General features: G+C 57.1%; 14 protein-coding genes. 11 read left to right on the forward strand and 3 right to left on the reverse strand.

Features of this window, described 5'->3' with window-relative positions:
- Window positions 1–238 precede the first annotated feature (238 nt).
- From BLR97_RS01030 to BLR97_RS01050, 5 genes are all read left to right on the forward strand, one after another.
- Window positions 239–817 carry a TRAP transporter small permease gene (locus tag BLR97_RS01030; protein WP_089701591.1) on the forward strand — a complete coding sequence of 193 codons (579 nt, stop codon included), beginning with the start codon at window positions 239–241 and terminating at the stop codon, window positions 815–817.
- A 30-nt stretch (window positions 818–847) separates the two neighbouring features.
- Window positions 848–2,131, forward strand: a complete 1,284-nt coding sequence (locus tag BLR97_RS01035; protein ID WP_089701593.1) for a TRAP transporter large permease — start codon at window positions 848–850, stop codon at window positions 2,129–2,131.
- A 21-nt stretch (window positions 2,132–2,152) separates the two neighbouring features.
- Entirely contained in the window at window positions 2,153–2,596 is a 444-nt protein-coding gene (locus BLR97_RS01040) for a universal stress protein (protein WP_089701595.1), read from the forward strand.
- Between the two features lie 128 nt (window positions 2,597–2,724).
- Window positions 2,725–3,405 carry a BamJ family beta-barrel-assembly machinery protein gene (locus BLR97_RS01045; protein ID WP_089701598.1) on the forward strand — a complete coding sequence of 227 codons (681 nt, stop codon included), beginning with the start codon at window positions 2,725–2,727 and terminating at the stop codon, window positions 3,403–3,405.
- A gap of 78 nt (window positions 3,406–3,483) precedes the next feature.
- Window positions 3,484–4,470, forward strand: a complete 987-nt coding sequence (locus BLR97_RS01050; RefSeq protein WP_244511096.1) for an alpha/beta hydrolase-fold protein — start codon at window positions 3,484–3,486, stop codon at window positions 4,468–4,470.
- Here BLR97_RS01050 and BLR97_RS01055 read toward each other — a convergent pair.
- On the reverse strand, window positions 4,467–5,060 hold the full coding sequence (locus BLR97_RS01055) for an SCO family protein (protein WP_089701602.1): 594 nt from the start codon (window positions 5,058–5,060) through the stop codon (window positions 4,467–4,469). The genes BLR97_RS01050 and BLR97_RS01055 overlap by 4 nt on opposite strands.
- A gap of 100 nt (window positions 5,061–5,160) precedes the next feature.
- On the opposite strand from BLR97_RS01055, the gene BLR97_RS01060 reads away from it, so the two are divergent.
- The gene (locus BLR97_RS01060) at window positions 5,161–6,075 is read left to right on the forward strand and encodes an AEC family transporter (RefSeq protein ID WP_089701604.1); all 915 of its coding nucleotides are present in this window, start codon (window positions 5,161–5,163) and stop codon (window positions 6,073–6,075) included.
- A gap of 73 nt (window positions 6,076–6,148) precedes the next feature.
- On the opposite strand, the gene BLR97_RS01065 is transcribed toward BLR97_RS01060, so the two are convergent.
- Window positions 6,149–7,426, reverse strand: a complete 1,278-nt coding sequence (locus tag BLR97_RS01065) for a M20 family metallo-hydrolase (protein WP_211605016.1) — start codon at window positions 7,424–7,426, stop codon at window positions 6,149–6,151.
- Window positions 7,427–7,453: 27 nt separating this feature from the next.
- Window positions 7,454–8,122, reverse strand: a complete 669-nt coding sequence (locus BLR97_RS01070) for a DUF1028 domain-containing protein (RefSeq protein ID WP_089701606.1) — start codon at window positions 8,120–8,122, stop codon at window positions 7,454–7,456.
- Window positions 8,123–8,290: 168 nt separating this feature from the next.
- On the opposite strand from BLR97_RS01070, the gene BLR97_RS01075 reads away from it, so the two are divergent.
- From BLR97_RS01075 to BLR97_RS01095, 5 genes are all read left to right on the forward strand, one after another.
- On the forward strand, window positions 8,291–9,868 hold the full coding sequence (locus BLR97_RS01075; RefSeq protein ID WP_089701608.1) for an ABC transporter substrate-binding protein: 1,578 nt from the start codon (window positions 8,291–8,293) through the stop codon (window positions 9,866–9,868).
- Window positions 9,869–9,931: 63 nt separating this feature from the next.
- Window positions 9,932–10,879, forward strand: a complete 948-nt coding sequence (locus BLR97_RS01080) for an ABC transporter permease (RefSeq protein WP_089701611.1) — start codon at window positions 9,932–9,934, stop codon at window positions 10,877–10,879.
- Window positions 10,876–12,774 (forward strand): dipeptide/oligopeptide/nickel ABC transporter permease/ATP-binding protein, encoded by a 1,899-nt coding sequence (locus BLR97_RS01085; protein ID WP_089701613.1) that lies wholly within the window; start codon window positions 10,876–10,878, stop codon window positions 12,772–12,774. Before BLR97_RS01080 ends, BLR97_RS01085 begins: the two co-directional genes overlap by 4 nt.
- Entirely contained in the window at window positions 12,771–13,796 is a 1,026-nt protein-coding gene (locus tag BLR97_RS01090) for an ABC transporter ATP-binding protein (protein ID WP_089701615.1), read from the forward strand. The genes BLR97_RS01085 and BLR97_RS01090 overlap by 4 nt, the downstream gene beginning before the upstream one ends.
- On the forward strand, window positions 13,793–14,602 hold the full coding sequence (locus BLR97_RS01095; RefSeq protein WP_089701617.1) for a FadR/GntR family transcriptional regulator: 810 nt from the start codon (window positions 13,793–13,795) through the stop codon (window positions 14,600–14,602). The genes BLR97_RS01090 and BLR97_RS01095 overlap by 4 nt, the downstream gene beginning before the upstream one ends.
- Window positions 14,603–15,181: the final 579 nt, after the last annotated feature.

A 15,181-nucleotide genomic window follows, 5' to 3' on the forward strand; every position in this document is an offset into this window, starting at 1 on the left:
CGCTGCAACTGAAGGATCAAAGGGGCGGCCAGCGGCCGCCCCTTTTTCATCTGTTTGATAGCAATATCAATTCGCTAAGGTGAATTGCCTTCGTTCATCAAACGTTGAACCAGTAACGTTGGGTTACCGTTAGGCTAGTGATGTTAGCCATGAGTGGATCGACAACACCCGGTATCGAGATCGGTGTGGGAACGAGAAATCGGCAGTTCAAGACTGCTGTGATTAAAGGAGTCCGGCCATGACCGAAGAAGAGTCTGAGAAAGGCTACCGCTCTGGTTTGCCTGGTATCCTCGGGTTAGTGGATACCGTCATCAGCAAAATTGAGTCAGTGATTCTGGCACTTGGCGTGATACTGATGGCAGTGAACACAGTGACGAATGTGGTCGCGCGCTTTGTGTTTGGCAACAGCATTATGTTTTCAGGCGAGCTTAACCGCATCCTGATCATCATGATCACCTTTGCCGGTATCGGCTATGCAGCGCGCCACGGCCGCCATATTCGTATGTCGGCGATTTACGATGCGCTCCCGACCGGCGGCCGCAAGGTATTGATGATCGCTATTGCCTTGCTCACCTCAATAATGATGTTCTTTTTGCTTTACTACTCGGTGTTTTTCATCATCGATTTGTATAGCAAAGGGCGCGTACTGCCTTCATTGGGGATGCCGATTTGGATTATTTACCTATGGGTACCCATGGGCTTTTTCATTACCGGAGTGCAATACCTGCTAACGGCAGTTAAAAACATGACCTCACGAGATGTGTACCTGTCGACCGGGGTTGTTGATGGTTATAAAGATACCGAAACGGAAGTCTAACGCGGGGCACAGCTGCCTAGGGGAACTGCTATGACGACAATAATGGTCTCAACGATGATTGTCCTGCTATTGCTGGGCTTTCCGATGATGATCCCGTTGATCACCGCCTCGGCCATTGGCTTTTTCATGATGTTCAACGGGTTTGGGCAGATGGAAACCTTGATTCAGCAGATGATGGCAGGCATTCGCCCCGCGTCGCTGATCGCGGTACCCATGTTCATTCTTGCGGCGGATATTATGACGCGAGGCCAATCCGCTAGCCGTCTTATTGACATGGTTATGTCGTTCATTGGCCATGTGAAAGGCGGTCTGGCTGTTAGCACGGCGGCTTCGTGTACGCTGTTTGGCGCGGTATCAGGGTCGACCCAGGCCACCGTTGTGGCGGTAGGCTCGCCGCTACGCCCGCGTATGTTGAAAGCGGGGTATTCGGATTCGTTTACGTTGGCGTTGATTATTAACTCGAGCGATATTGCCTTTCTGATCCCGCCCAGTATTGGCATGATCATTTACGGGGTGGTGTCGGGTACGTCCATTGGTGAGCTTTTCATTGCCGGCATTGGGCCTGGCGTGATGATTTTAATGATGTTTGCCGCCTACAGCATGATTTATGCGACGGTGAAAAAAGTACCCACAGAGCCAAAAGCGACCTGGGGTGAGCGTGGTAGGGCCGTGCGGATGGCGCTTTGGCCACTTGGCTTCCCTGTGATTATCGTCGGTGGTATTTATGGCGGTATTTTCAGCCCCACGGAAGCGGCCGCGGCCTGCGTACTGTATGCCTTTTTCCTTGAATTTATGGTGTTCCGCTCGCTCAAGCTGAACGATATTTACGCGATCGCCAAATCCACGGGGTTAATTACCGCTGTTGTGTTCATTCTGGTGGCCGTGGGCAATAGCTTTTCTTGGATTATCTCGTTCGCGCAAATACCCCAGGCCATTCTGGAAGCGGTGGGTGTTAATGAAGCAGGCCCCACGGGCGTGCTGATTGCGATTTGTATCGCGTTCTTCGTGGCGTGCATGTTTGTCGACCCGATCGTCGTCATCCTGGTGTTAACGCCTATCTTCGCGCCGGCGATCGCCTCTACGGGGCTGGATCCGGTACTGGTCGGGATTTTGATTACGCTACAGGTGGCGATTGGCTCGGCAACACCACCCTTCGGTTGCGATATCTTTACCGCCATCGCGATTTTTAAGCGCCCGTATTGGGATGTGATCAAAGGCACACCGCCGTTTATTTTCATGCTGATTTTAGCGGCCGCTTTGTTGATCATGTTCCCGCAAATTGCGCTGTTCCTGCGTGATATTGCCTTCCGCTAAACAGCCACAAGGAGTGCGCGTATGTTCAACCGCATTTTAGTTCCGGTGGATGGCTCCAAAGGGGCCTTGAAGGCGCTTGAAAAGGCCGTTGGTCTGCATATGTTGACGGGTGCGGAGCTTTACCTGCTGTGCGTTTTCAAGCATCACAGCCTGCTTGAAGCCTCGTTGTCGATGGTACGGCCTAGCAAGCTGGATATTCCCGACGATGCGCTGAAAGAGTACGCCACGGAAATTGCCGTCCATGCTAAGTCTCACGCGATTGAATTGGGCGCCGATGGCGCGCGCGTGCGGGCATTCGTGAAAGGTGGTCGACCGTCGCGTACCATCGTCCGTTTTGCACGTAAGCGTGAGTGTGACCTGGTCGTCATCGGGGCCCAGGGGACTAACGGCGATAAAAACCTGCTGCTGGGGAGTGTTTCCCAGCGGGTAGCCGGTGGCGCCCACTGCCCGACGATGGTGGTGTAACGCGCTTCCCCGTAAACGTCGATGGGTATTAACACCCGCCGCCTCGGCAGATGCAGCCTGGGGCGGCGGGTGTTATTCTTTTAATGACCCTCATTAAGGTGCTTTGCACCATGGAAAAAAGGTGTTTTATGAAAGTAGCTATTTCGTCAACCACGCTGGTTAGTTTACTGCTGGTAGCCCCTTTGGCGGCTGCCGCGCCGGAAACCGAAGAAGAGCGTTTGGCTTATAGCCTGGGTGTCACGCTCGGCGAAAGCATGCAGGCTGATGTCGAGGATTTGGACATCGATACCTTTACCGATGGTATGCGCGATGTGTTCGAAGGTAATGACCTGGCGCTTGACGACGAGCAAATGAGCGAAGCGTTAATGGCGTTCCAAGAGCAATCAATGGCGGCTCGTGAAGCGGAAGCAGCCGAAGCCAGCGAAGCCAATCGTGAAGAAGGCCAAGCCTTCTTGGCCGAGAATGCTGAGCGCGACGAAGTGACCGTTACTGAATCTGGTCTCCAGTATGAAGTGATTGAGTCGGGTGATGGCGAGTCTCCCGGCCCTGAAGACACCGTCGAAGTGAATTATGAAGGCATGCTGTTAGATGGCACCGTTTTCGATAGCTCCTTTGAACGCGGTGAATCAGTCAGCTTTCAAACCAATCAAGTGATCGAAGGTTGGCAGGAAGCGCTACAGATGATGAGTGTCGGTGATAGCTGGATGTTGTATATCCCCGCTGATCTTGCCTATGGCGAACGTGGTCAAGGGCCGATTGGGCCTAACGAGGTGTTAACCTTCCGTGTTGAACTGCTCGACGTTGAATAAGTGATGTCTTTGCCGTCGTGTCGCCCCCCGCGCTGTTTAGCGAGCGGCCTGTTGCTGATCGGCAGCTCATGGATGGTAATGGCTGTCCAGGCCGCGCCCGAGGCGCTGCCTGCCCTGGATGCTAAGCAACAAGACACCAGCGTGGTGGGGGTTTCGTCCGGCGGCTATATGGCCACCCAACTGGCGGTGGCGTTTCCCGAGCACTTCAGTGGCTTGGGGGTGTTGGCCGCCGGCCCCTGGGGCTGCTCGGGAGGGTCGTTAATTCGGGCGCTGAATACCTGTATGACAACTGAGAGTGGCGAGCCTTCGCTTGACCGGCTTGATACCCGTCGTCGTCGGTATGAATCAGCGCAGCAGGTAGGTTCCCAGGAAGCGCTTAGCCGATTAAGGGTGTTTTTATGGCACGGCGCGGATGATGAGGTGGTGGAACCTGAGCTGGGCGATTTATTGGCGGCTCAGTGGGAGCGCTGGCTGGCCTCACCCGAGCAGCTTCGCGTGATCCGCCGCGAGGAGACGGGGCACGGCTGGCCGGTGCGCTTAAACGACGATCCACCGTCTCCCCAGGTTCTGGGTGACTGCCAGCAAGGCGGTGGCAGTTACCTGCTTGCCTGCGATGACGATGTGGCCGGCCAGATGCTGAGCTTCTTGTACCCCGAGCGCGAATCACAAAGCGAAGGCCAAGGGCAGTTAAGTACGTTTGATCAATCACCGTTTGCCGTGAACGGTATGGGCGATACCGGCTTCATATACCTACCCGAAGGATGCGAGCAGGGTGGCTGCCCGATCACGCTAGCGCTTCATGGCTGCCAAATGGGCCAAGACGCGATTGGCGATGCGTTCGCGCGTCACAGTGGCCTAAATGATTGGGCGGCGACCCACGGGCAAATCATCGTGTATCCACAAGCAACAAGCACCCTGAAGAACCCTCAGGGCTGTTGGGATTGGTGGGGATACGCTGAGCGCGCTTTACCGTTGACGGCGCTGCACGACACCCGTGAAGGCGTTCAGGTTGAAGCGCTGATGGCGATGCTAGAACACCTGCAAGCGTCACCTAACAACGATTAGCGACTCAACTCGTTTTCCAGGGCGGCGTTAAGCCCTTGAGGGGTTGGCGAATACAGCACGCGTTGTAGGATCTTCCCGTCACGGTCGACTAAATAAAGCGACGAACTATGATTAATCGTGTAGTCGATTGCCGAGTCGGGGGTCTCAACCCGCTGGCGTATCACGTCATACCGGGACATGACATCGTCTAACGCCGCTTGATTGCCCGTAGCGCCGATAAACGCCTCACCAAAAAATGCCAGATAGTGCTCAAGCCGTTCCAAGGTATCGCGTTCCGGGTCAACGGTGACCATCACGGGCACCACCCGCTCGCGCTGTGACGGCGAAAGCGTGGCGAGGGCTTGGCGCTTTACCGCTTGGGTCATCGGGCACACATCGGGGCAAAATGTATAGCCGAACGACACGATGGCGATTTGATCGTCGGAAAGCTGGGTAAGCGAAAAGTCACCCTGTGTGGACGCCAGTTCAATCGGGCCGCCGCGAGGTGTGTCGTTGGGGGTAGATAACGCGACATCATAGAGCGCGACGCCACTTGCGACGATCACTACAACCGCCAAGCCTGCACCCAACCAACTTCTTGGATAGGTCATGGTTTTCTCCTCGCAAGCAGTGAGTCAGATCACAATTGTCATAGTAACAGCAAACCCGCGACTGTCACGGCGAGTTCGAACGTAAGGATAAGGAAGCCCGATGGAAAGCATTAGCGGTGCCCTAGGCCCCCTGTTTTTATTGATTTTGCTAGGCGCCGCACTCGGTTTTAAGCGCTGGCCTAGCGATACGTTCTGGCCGCATATGGAACGGCTAATCTACTTTGTGCTGTTTCCTGCCATGCTGGTGAGCACCCTGGCTACCGCCGATGTTAGCCAGGTACCGGTCGGGCGCTTAGCATTGGTGCTATTGAGCGCGATAGCGCTGTTTGGCTTTCTGTTATGGCGTTTGCGTGGCTGGCTACGTCTGTCGCCCGCTGAGTTTACCTCGGTGTTTCAAGGCGCCGTGCGCTTTAATACCTATGTGGGGGTGGCTGGCGCAGCGGCGCTACATGGGAGTGCGGGAGCTACCACGGCGGCAGTCGCCGTGGCGTTGATGGTGCCGGTCGTCAACGTGATGTGCGTGGCCAGCTTTGTAGCCGCCGGCACGCTAGGTAATACCAGCATCGGCAAAAGCATGATGGCGCTGATCAAAAACCCATTGATTTTGGCGTGTTTGCTGGGTATTAGCCTTAATCTCTCGGGGGTCGGGTTGCCGGGCTGGAGACAAAATACTGTCGAACTATTAGGTCGTGCCGCGTTACCGCTGGGATTGGTAGCGGTGGGCGTGGCGCTACGTCCTGCGGCATTGCTGCGCGTTGATCGCGGTGTGATGGCCACTAATAGCGTTAAGCTGGTACTGATGCCGGCTTTGGTATTGGGCTTGGCTTGGCTGTTAGGCCTTGACGTAGTGAGCCGTGATGTTGCGTTGTTATTCGCCGCGCTGCCCACCGCCACCTCGGCGTATATTCTGGCGCGCCAACTGGGCGGCGATGCTGAACTGATGGCGGCGATTATTACCGGGCAGACGCTGTTGGCGATGCTGACGCTACCGTTTTGGCTGCAGCTTGGTGGTTGATGAGACCACGGCAGCCAAGCCAGCAGCGGACGCTTAAGCAAATTACTGCCTGGGGAGCGTTCATCCCGTCAATCTACGCTTTCTTTTCCCACACACTCAAGGGTCGTGACATATCGCCCATTTTGGTCAGTAAGCGCATGATCACCCGTACGCCTGCCTCAGCATCTTTCGCTGCAATGGCTTCATCAGGGTGGTGACTTAAGCCCCCCCTACAGCGGAGAAACAACATGCCAATATCGGTCAGATCATGCATTGCCAAACCGTCATGCCCCGCCCCGCTAAACAAGCGGCGGGTTGCCTGACCTTCATCTTTGCACGACTGTTCCAGAGCCTCGATCATCCACTCAGCGCAAGGAACTCCCTCAGCCTGGTAGTCCACGCGGGTGCTTATTTCCAGCCCACGCTCCTTGGCGATACCGGACAGCGCAGCAAGGATCTCGCGACGTCCAGCAAGACGCTTATCCGTATCTGGCGAGCGCACTTCCAGCGTGAACTCGACCTCGGACGGAATGACGTTTACGGCGCCGGGCCTCACACAAAGCTGGCCGATTACGCCGACCAAACCGTCCAAATGGCGAAGCAGGCTGTCGGCCTCCAGAACCATGGCCGAGGCACCCACCAGTGCATCACGGCGACCCGCCATGGGGGTTGTGCCAGCATGACCTGCCTTGCCGGAGACCTTTACACGGTGCCGCTCGATGCCCGTCAGAGCCGTCACCACTCCCAGCGCTAATCCCTCATTTTCGAGCACTGGGCCTTGTTCAATATGTACCTCGATATACCCCAAAACTCGCGCGGGATCGCGTGCGGTCTCTGCCAATCGTGACGGGTCTGCTCCGAGACGTTCCAGTGCTTCGCGCAGCGTTATGCCCTCCTTGTCCTCTCCTTCCAGCACTTTCGGATCCAGCGTGCCAGCAAGCGCACGGCTGCCCACGAGGGTGGATGGAAAGCGCACCCCCTCCTCATCGCCAAAGGCCACGATTTCTACTGCACAACTGGGCTCGCGTCCCTGTTCACGCAATGCTTGCAGCGCCAGCAAGGGCATGACGACACCTAGCATGCCGTCGTACTTGCCCCCTTCAACTACGGAGTCTTGGTGAGAACCAAGAATAAGCGCAGGCTCCCCGGCAAGTGCCCGTGGGCATCGTCCCACGAGGTTGCCCACGGCATCCAGCTCCGGCTCGAGGCCGGCGAGTCGCATCCATGATGACACCAGAGGAAGTAATTTGCGGTGCTCTTCGCCAGCGAAAAGTCGTGTAACGCCTGGCCCCGGCAACGAATAGGATGCGGCTTCATCGAGTCGATCCATCAGGCATTGCCCGAGGTCGTCAAGGGGAGTGGAATGGGTCATGGCAATGCTCCTCTGAGTGATCGAAGCCTAATGACGGTGAGGGTCTGTAGCATCCGGCAGGCGTGCCAGAAAGGTCTGAAAATCCTGATCCCCGCGAATTTGGCGATGCAAGCGCTCCAGCGCTAACACTGCCTCCGCATCATTATCGATGCGCAGGTCGTAGGGCACGCCGCCAGGGCATCTAACCTTCAAAGCCGCCGAAACGGCACCTCGCTGATCTCCCCCTTCGGCCCGGCCAGCGGCCAACGAGGCCAACAGCGACTCAGCCATAGGTTCACCTCGGGATCTAGCCTCATGGAAAGCCGTAACCATGACGGGCACCACGCGGTTACTGGCAAGCATGTTGCCAGCCACCACCAATCCGTCAACGAGATGCATATCCATAAACGGTAGATTGCATTCGCCGGTCCAGCCGGCAACGCTCCCTTGAACATCCATGATCGCTAACTGACGCCAGCTGGCACCCTGGTCGGCCTGGCGCAGGGCCGACACCACTGTGTGCACGGACTCGCCTATTGCAAGGCGTGCCAGTCCCTGCTCAGCCGCCAGCACGTGGGTACTGTACCCCTGAGTAATGGCGGCACCCACGCCGGGCCACAGATGGAGCACGAAACCACCGACCGCGGGGCTACCAGTAGCGCAAGCCATCCCGAGGCAGCCATTGTCGGGATCCAAAGCAATCAGGCTAAAGGTCATGGGATTCTCCGTATGTCACCCTAGCTGGCTTGCATGGTCAGCTTCTGTGTGCCATACCTAAAGGGTAATTTATCATGATAAATATAAATGAGAGCAAGCGTACTCGCTATCGCTTGCTCTTGGCAATTCGCCAGCGAACAACCAAAAACTCAATTGAAGAGGCAAACCATGACACTCAAATCTTCGGGAACACATCGCTGGCTGCTCTCCACCCTGGTCACTACCGCTCTAGTCGCCGCTAGCCACGCCCTGGCTCAGACGCCCCCCAATGTGCTGATCGTGGGGCAAATCGCCGAGCCCAAGGCGCTCGACCCGGCTCAAGTCACTGCGGTCAATGATTTCCGTATCGTGATGAACCTCTATGACGGCTTGGTGCGCTACGCCGATGGCTCTCTGGAGGTTGAGCCTTCCCTAGCCAGTGAGTGGACGATCAGCGATGACGGCACCGTCTATACGTTCACCCTGCGCGACGACGTCAATTTCCATGACGGCAGCGCATTCAACGCTGAGGCCGTCGTGTTCAACTTCGAGCGAATGCTCGATGAGGAGCACCCCTATCACGATACCGGCCCCTTCCCGCTCGCTTTCTTCTTCGATGCCATTGATTCAGTGGAGGCCACTGGCGATCATGAGGTCACCTTCCAACTGGAAGAGCCCTATGCGCCTTTTCTCTCCAATCTGGCCTACCCGACTGGCCTCATCGTCTCTCCGGCCGCAATCGAGCAGTACGGAGAAGAGATCGCGCGTAATCCCTCAGGCACTGGCCCCTTCCAGTTCGAGGAGTGGCAGAGCAACAGCCGCGTGGTGGTGACGCGCAACGAGCAATACTGGGACGGAGCGCCTTCGCTTGAAGCCGTCGTCTTCCGCCCCATCACTGATGCCAACACAAGGGTCGCCGAGATGCTCTCCGGCGGCATCGACCTGATGGTGGAGGTGCCACCGGACAACCTCGCCAGCATGGCCTCGGAAACGACTTTCGACGTCTATGAACAGGCCGGCCCTCACGTCTGGTTTCTGATCCTCAACACGCGAGAGGGCCCCTTCGAGAATCAGTCTATGCGCCAAGCCATCAACTTCGCCATCGACAAACAATCTCTCGTCGAAAATGTCCTTCAAGGCACCGCTGAAGTGGCTGCGGGCCCCACCCCCCCGGCCTTTGAATGGGCCTACAATGAAGAACTCGACCCATACCCCTATGACCCGGAAAAGGCGCGTGAGCTAATTTCAGACGCCGGTTACGAAGGCGCAGAGCTAACCTTCTACGTCACCGAAGGCGGTTCAGGCATGCTGGATCCCATCCCGATGGGAACCGCCATTCAAGCTGATCTCGCCGAGGTGGGACTTGAGGTCAACATTGAGACCTACGAGTGGAATACCTTCTTGGATCGCGTCAACTCAGGGTTGGAAGGCAAGGCCGATATGGCTCAGATGGCCTGGATGACGAACGATCCCGACACGCTCCCCTTCCTCGCTTTGCGTAGTGATGCCATGCCAGAAAGCGGTGGCTTCAATTCCGGCTATTACAGCAACGCCAAGGTCGATGAACTGCTTGAGCAGGCTCGACGCAGTGTGGATCAGGATGAGCGCGCTGCCCTCTATCGCGAGATGCAAGCCATCGTCCACGAAGATGCCCCCTGGGCTTTCATTGCCAACTGGAAGCAAAACGCAGTGGCCAGCGCCAATGTCGAGAACTTCCAGCTGCAGCCATCCTTCTTTCTGCTACTCCACGACGTCGAAAAACGATAATCCGACCGCTGGCGGCACGGCATAAGCCGTGTCGCCGAAACACCTGATTCGGACACCGTTAACATGATCCGCTATACACTGCGCCGTCTGCTGATGACCTTTCCAGTACTGCTTGGGCTCTCGGTCATCGTCTTCTTGATCATGTCGCTAATCCCAGGCGACCCGGCCCAAGCCATTCTGGGCTCCTATGCGACACCAGAAAATCTTGAACAACTGCGCGCCGACCTCGGCCTCAATCTGCCCTTGCCCCAACAGTATCTTGTGTGGCTAGGCAACATCCTGCAGGGAGACCTCGGTCGCTCCTACACGCTCAACCGGCCTGTGCTCGACGAGGTACTTGAGCGATTCAGCGCCACTCTGATCCTCGCTGGCACATCGCTGGTGCTGTGCACGATTGTCGGTGTTACTGCCGGTATCGTTTCGGCTATTCGACAATACGGCTGGGGCGACAGGATCATCACTCTGCTGGTTTTGGTAGGTATTTCGGTGCCAGCCTTCTGGCTCGGCATGCTGATGATTATGTACTTTTCGGTGGGCCTTCGCTGGTTTCCGGCCAGCGGCATGACAGCGGCCTACGGCGGCGGTGGGATTCTGGATGTACTGCATCACTTGGTGTTGCCAGCCATCGCACTGGCCGTGGTAGCTGCCGGGGTGATTGCCAGGCTGACACGCTCCAATATGCTGGAAGTTCTGCGCCAGGATTATATTCGCACGGCCCGCGCCAAGGGGCTCGGCGAGCACCGCGTGGTGCTACGCCACGCCTTCAAGGTGGCTCTGGTCAACCTGATCCCGGTAATAGGTGTACAGGCAGGCTTCGTCATCGGCGGTGCCGTTTACATTGAGACGGTCTTCCAGTGGCCCGGCATCGGTCGCATGCTGGTCAACGCCATCTCTACCCGGGATTTGTTGCTGGTCCAAGGCGGTGTGCTGGTGGTGGCCGCCGCTTATGTGCTATTCAACCTGATGGCCGATCTGTTCCAGCACTGGCTCGACCCGAGGATCCAGGCATGACGAACTTCATCAGGCTTATCGCCCGCAACCGACTGGCCGCTTTCGGCGGTATAATGCTGGTGCTGCTCGTATTGCTGTGCCTGATCACCCCCTGGCTCCCGCTGGACGATCCCAACATTACCAGCCCTGAAAACCGGCTGAAGCCCCCCCTGTCAGCGGGTCACCTGCTTGGCACTGACGCCCTGGGGCGCGATATCCTATCGCGTCTCTTGTGGGGAACACGCGTCAGCTTGGCCGTAGGCATTGCCGCCTCCTTGGTGGCGGCCTTTTTCGGCTCGCTAATAGGCATCGTTGCCGGATACTTCGGCGGACGCACCGATAACACCATGATGCGTGGTATCGACATGCTAATGGCCTTTCCCTATATCCTACTCGCGCTGGCCATTGTCGCGGTATTAGGCCCGGGGCTGATGAACGCACTCTATGCCATTGCTATCGTCAATATCCCCTTTTTCGCCCGTAATATCCGTGGCGTCACCGTTGGCATTGCCCACCGCGAGTTCATTGATGCTGCTCGACTCTCCGGCAAGGGCCACATCCGTATCCTGGCCAGCGAGATTTTACCCAACGTGCTGCCGGTCATCGTGATCACCATGTCCACCACCGTTGGCTGGATGATCCTCGAAACGGCTGGCCTCAGTTTCCTTGGCCTTGGGGCCCAGCCGCCCCAGGCTGACTTGGGCTCGATGCTTGGCGAGGGGCGCAGAATGATGCTTAACGCCCCCCATGTAGCCGTTTTGCCCGGCCTGGTGATCTTTTTGCTGGTGATGAGCATCAACCTGCTGGGAGATGGCATTCGCGATGCCCTAGATCCCAGGCTAAAATCAGGTGCCTTATCGCGGCCGGCCCCCTTCACGCATATTCGCCGTCGTCAGGTGCCGCCTGAAAATGGCTCGGCCGCTAACGCCCTGCTAGACGTGCAGGATTTGCACACCCATTTCGAAGTGGGGCGGCGCACACACCGCGCCGTTAACGGCGTTAGCTTTACTATCAGGCACAACGAGTGCCTGGGTTTGGTCGGTGAATCAGGCTCCGGCAAGTCGGTCACGGCTCTTTCATTGCTGGGTCTTGTCGCGTCGCCACCGGGGGTGATCACCGAGGGGCGCATCGCCCTGGAGGGGCGAGACTTGCTCGACTTGCCGCATCGTTCGATCCGCCGGATTCGAGGGCGCAACGTGGCCTATGTTTTCCAAGACCCGCTCTCCACCCTGCACCCTTTATTCCGAGTCGGTCACCAGTTGATTGAGGCAATCCAACAGCACCAGGCGATACCACGGCAGGAGGCCCGGGAACTTGCTGTCTCGCTGTTGGATCAGGTGCGTATCCCAAACGCCGAGCGGCGCGCCGACCAGTACCCGCACGAGCTCTCCGGGGGCATGCGCCAACGTGTCGGCATCGCCATGGCGCTGGCCAATAATCCGCAGCTGATCGTTGCCGACGAACCCACCACGGCGCTGGACGTCACCGTCCAGGCACAAATCCTGGCGCTGATTCAAAACCTACGTGAGACCAAGGGCACGTCGGTGCTATTTATCACCCACGACTTCGGTGTGGTTTCTCAAGTCTGCGATCGTGTCGCTGTCATGTACGCCGGTCGCATCGTGGAAATCGGTCCAACTGCCGACATTCTCGACGACCCGCGCCACCCCTATACTCAGCGACTGATCGACTGCGTGCCGCGTCTGGGAGAGCCCAACAACGAACCAGCCGCCATCCCCGGCCTGCCGCCCGCTGCCGACGCCTTACCGGAAGGCTGCGCATTTGCTGACCGTTGTGATCTCGCCGAGGACGCCTGTCTCCGTGGTGATATCGCATTAAGAGCCACGGATAGTGACCGCCAAGTGCGCTGCATTAAACCGCTGGGCCTTCCAACTCGCCAAGGAGTTATGCAATGAGCAAGCCCCTCCTCGAGATTCGCGGTCTTACCCGAACCTTCGGTGGTGGCCGACGCTGGTTTGGCCACGACATACCTGGTGTGCATGCTATCCAGGGAATCGATTTGGACGTAGCGCAAGGCGAGACACTGGGCATCGTCGGCGAATCCGGATGCGGCAAGTCTAGCTTGGCCAGGCTGTTAGTCGGACTCGATACTCCAACTGCCGGCCAAATCCTTTTCGCTGGGGAAGATCTTCAGGCACTGCGTAAAAAAGACCGGTATGCTCTTTCACGGCGGCTGCAGTACGTGTTTCAGGATCCACTGAGTTCACTCAATCCACGCAAGCGTATCCGCGACATCCTGGCGGCGCCGCTTCGGCATCTTCGCGGACTGGAAGGAACAGCCCTGGATCGCCGCCTCAGCGAGCTGATGGAGGTGGTCAATCTGCGCCCTGAGTTCATTTCCCGGTACCCTCACGAATTTTCCGGGGGCCAGGCCCAGCGTATTGGCATCGCCAGAGCGCTGGCCGCCGAACCTAAGCTGCTGGTACTCGACGAACCGGTCTCGGCGCTGGACGTTTCCATCCAGGCCCAGGTGCTAAAGCTTTTGCGCCGACTGAAAGACGAGTTCGACCTTACCTACCTGTTCATCAGTCACGATCTTTCGGTGGTGGAAGCCATCAGTGATCGTATTGCGGTAATGTACTTTGGACGCATCATTGAGCAGGCACCGTCCCGCCGCCTATTTCACTCACCGGCGCATCCTTACACGCGTCTGTTGCTGGACAGTGCTCCTGTCCCAGGTGGGCCGCCTATCCGTGCAGAATCTGGTGAGTCCGAGCTGCCTGATCCGCTTGCCCCGCCACCAGGCTGCTCTTTCGCTCCGCGCTGCCCGAAGGCTGAACCCGATTGCCGTCAAGCAGTACCATTGCTGGACACGCTGGGACAAAGAGGTGACCATCGAGTTGCCTGTCACCACCCCATCGAAGGGCCATGGCGACGCCTAGACACCCAAGAAGTCAACGAGACAGCCAACGAATGACGTCAACCACCCCACGTCGTAAGCGCCCCGAAGCGATAGGAGAAGCCATCAAGGAGTATGTGGTTGCCCAGGCACTGCGTCCCGGCGATCGTCTACCCAGCGAGGAACATTTAATCAACGCTCTGGACGCTGCCAAGGGCACCATTCGCGAAGCGATGCGCGGCCTGGAGTTCCAAGGTTTGATCCAGACGCGCACCGGCCCCGGTGGCGGTGCCTTTCTTTCAGAGGTCAGTGATAATCGTGCGATGGAGCTGCTCGGGAACTACTTCTTTTTCCGACCACCGACTATTTACGATATCTACGAAGTCAGAAAGCAGCTTGAGCCCGCCTTAGTAGCGAGCTTGACCGGCCAGCTAACGGAAAATGACCTTGCAAAGCTGGAAGCGGTGATGGCCTTTTATGACCACCCACCGAATTCCCTGGAAGAGGAGCGGGAACAGCGTATCAAAGAGTTGGAGTTCCATCTGCTGTTGGTGGATCACTGCCCCAACCCCCTGCTCGCCCTAATGTGCCGCTTTCCGATCCGCCTGCTGATGAGCATGACCGTCTGCCAGCGCATCTACTCGCACCCCTATCCCGAACTTCGCCGCCGTGGTCACGGTTACCAGCGGCGATTGATAGAAGCAATGCGGCACCAGCAAACCGAAGAGGCGAGCGCGATCATGGCCGAGCACATGTGCGCCGCTCAGGCACTGATGGAGGAGAGAGAAGCTATGCTCCAGCATACCTTTTTCAGGGCCGACGCCTCCACGAGTCGTGACTACCTGGCGCTCAACAAGCACCTGGCAAGTGGCAATCATTACTGATCGGCAAGCCTGACGACGAACTTTTCTATTGCCAGCGTTTAAAAATAAATAAAAAGTATTCGCATTTGTGTTGACAGGCTAAATGAGAATTATTACATTGCAAGGGTCGGCGTTTAATGAGACGTCGACAACCACGACAGCTGCTTGGTGCGGCTTGGTAACAAAGCAGCGCCTGTTTCCTGTCATGGTTTCTCCTTCTCATTGCTAGTCACGGTCTTTTGCCGCTCCCTTTGGAGCGGCTTTCTTTTTTTCTGGCAGGCGACAGTGGTTTTCGTTGATCTCCGCTAACGAAGACGCACGACGTTTGTGCAGCTGGGTGCCAAGCCTGACGACGGACCGTTGCGATTGCCCGCTTTAGAAATAAATAAAAAAGATTCGTATTTGTGTTGACAGAGTAAATGAGAATTATTACATTGTGAGGGTCGGCGTTTGATGAGACGTCGGCAACCACGACAAAGGCTGGGTAAAGCATCATCACCAGCTGCCTGTCATGGTTTCTCCCTCTCATTGCTAGTCACGGTCTTTTTGCCGCTCCTTTGGAGCGGCTTTCTTTTGCCTGCTCTCTGCCCGTCTCCTTCT

The organism is Vreelandella arcis (genome assembly GCF_900103865.1).
Taxonomy (GTDB): Bacteria; Pseudomonadota; Gammaproteobacteria; order Pseudomonadales; family Halomonadaceae; genus Vreelandella; species Vreelandella arcis.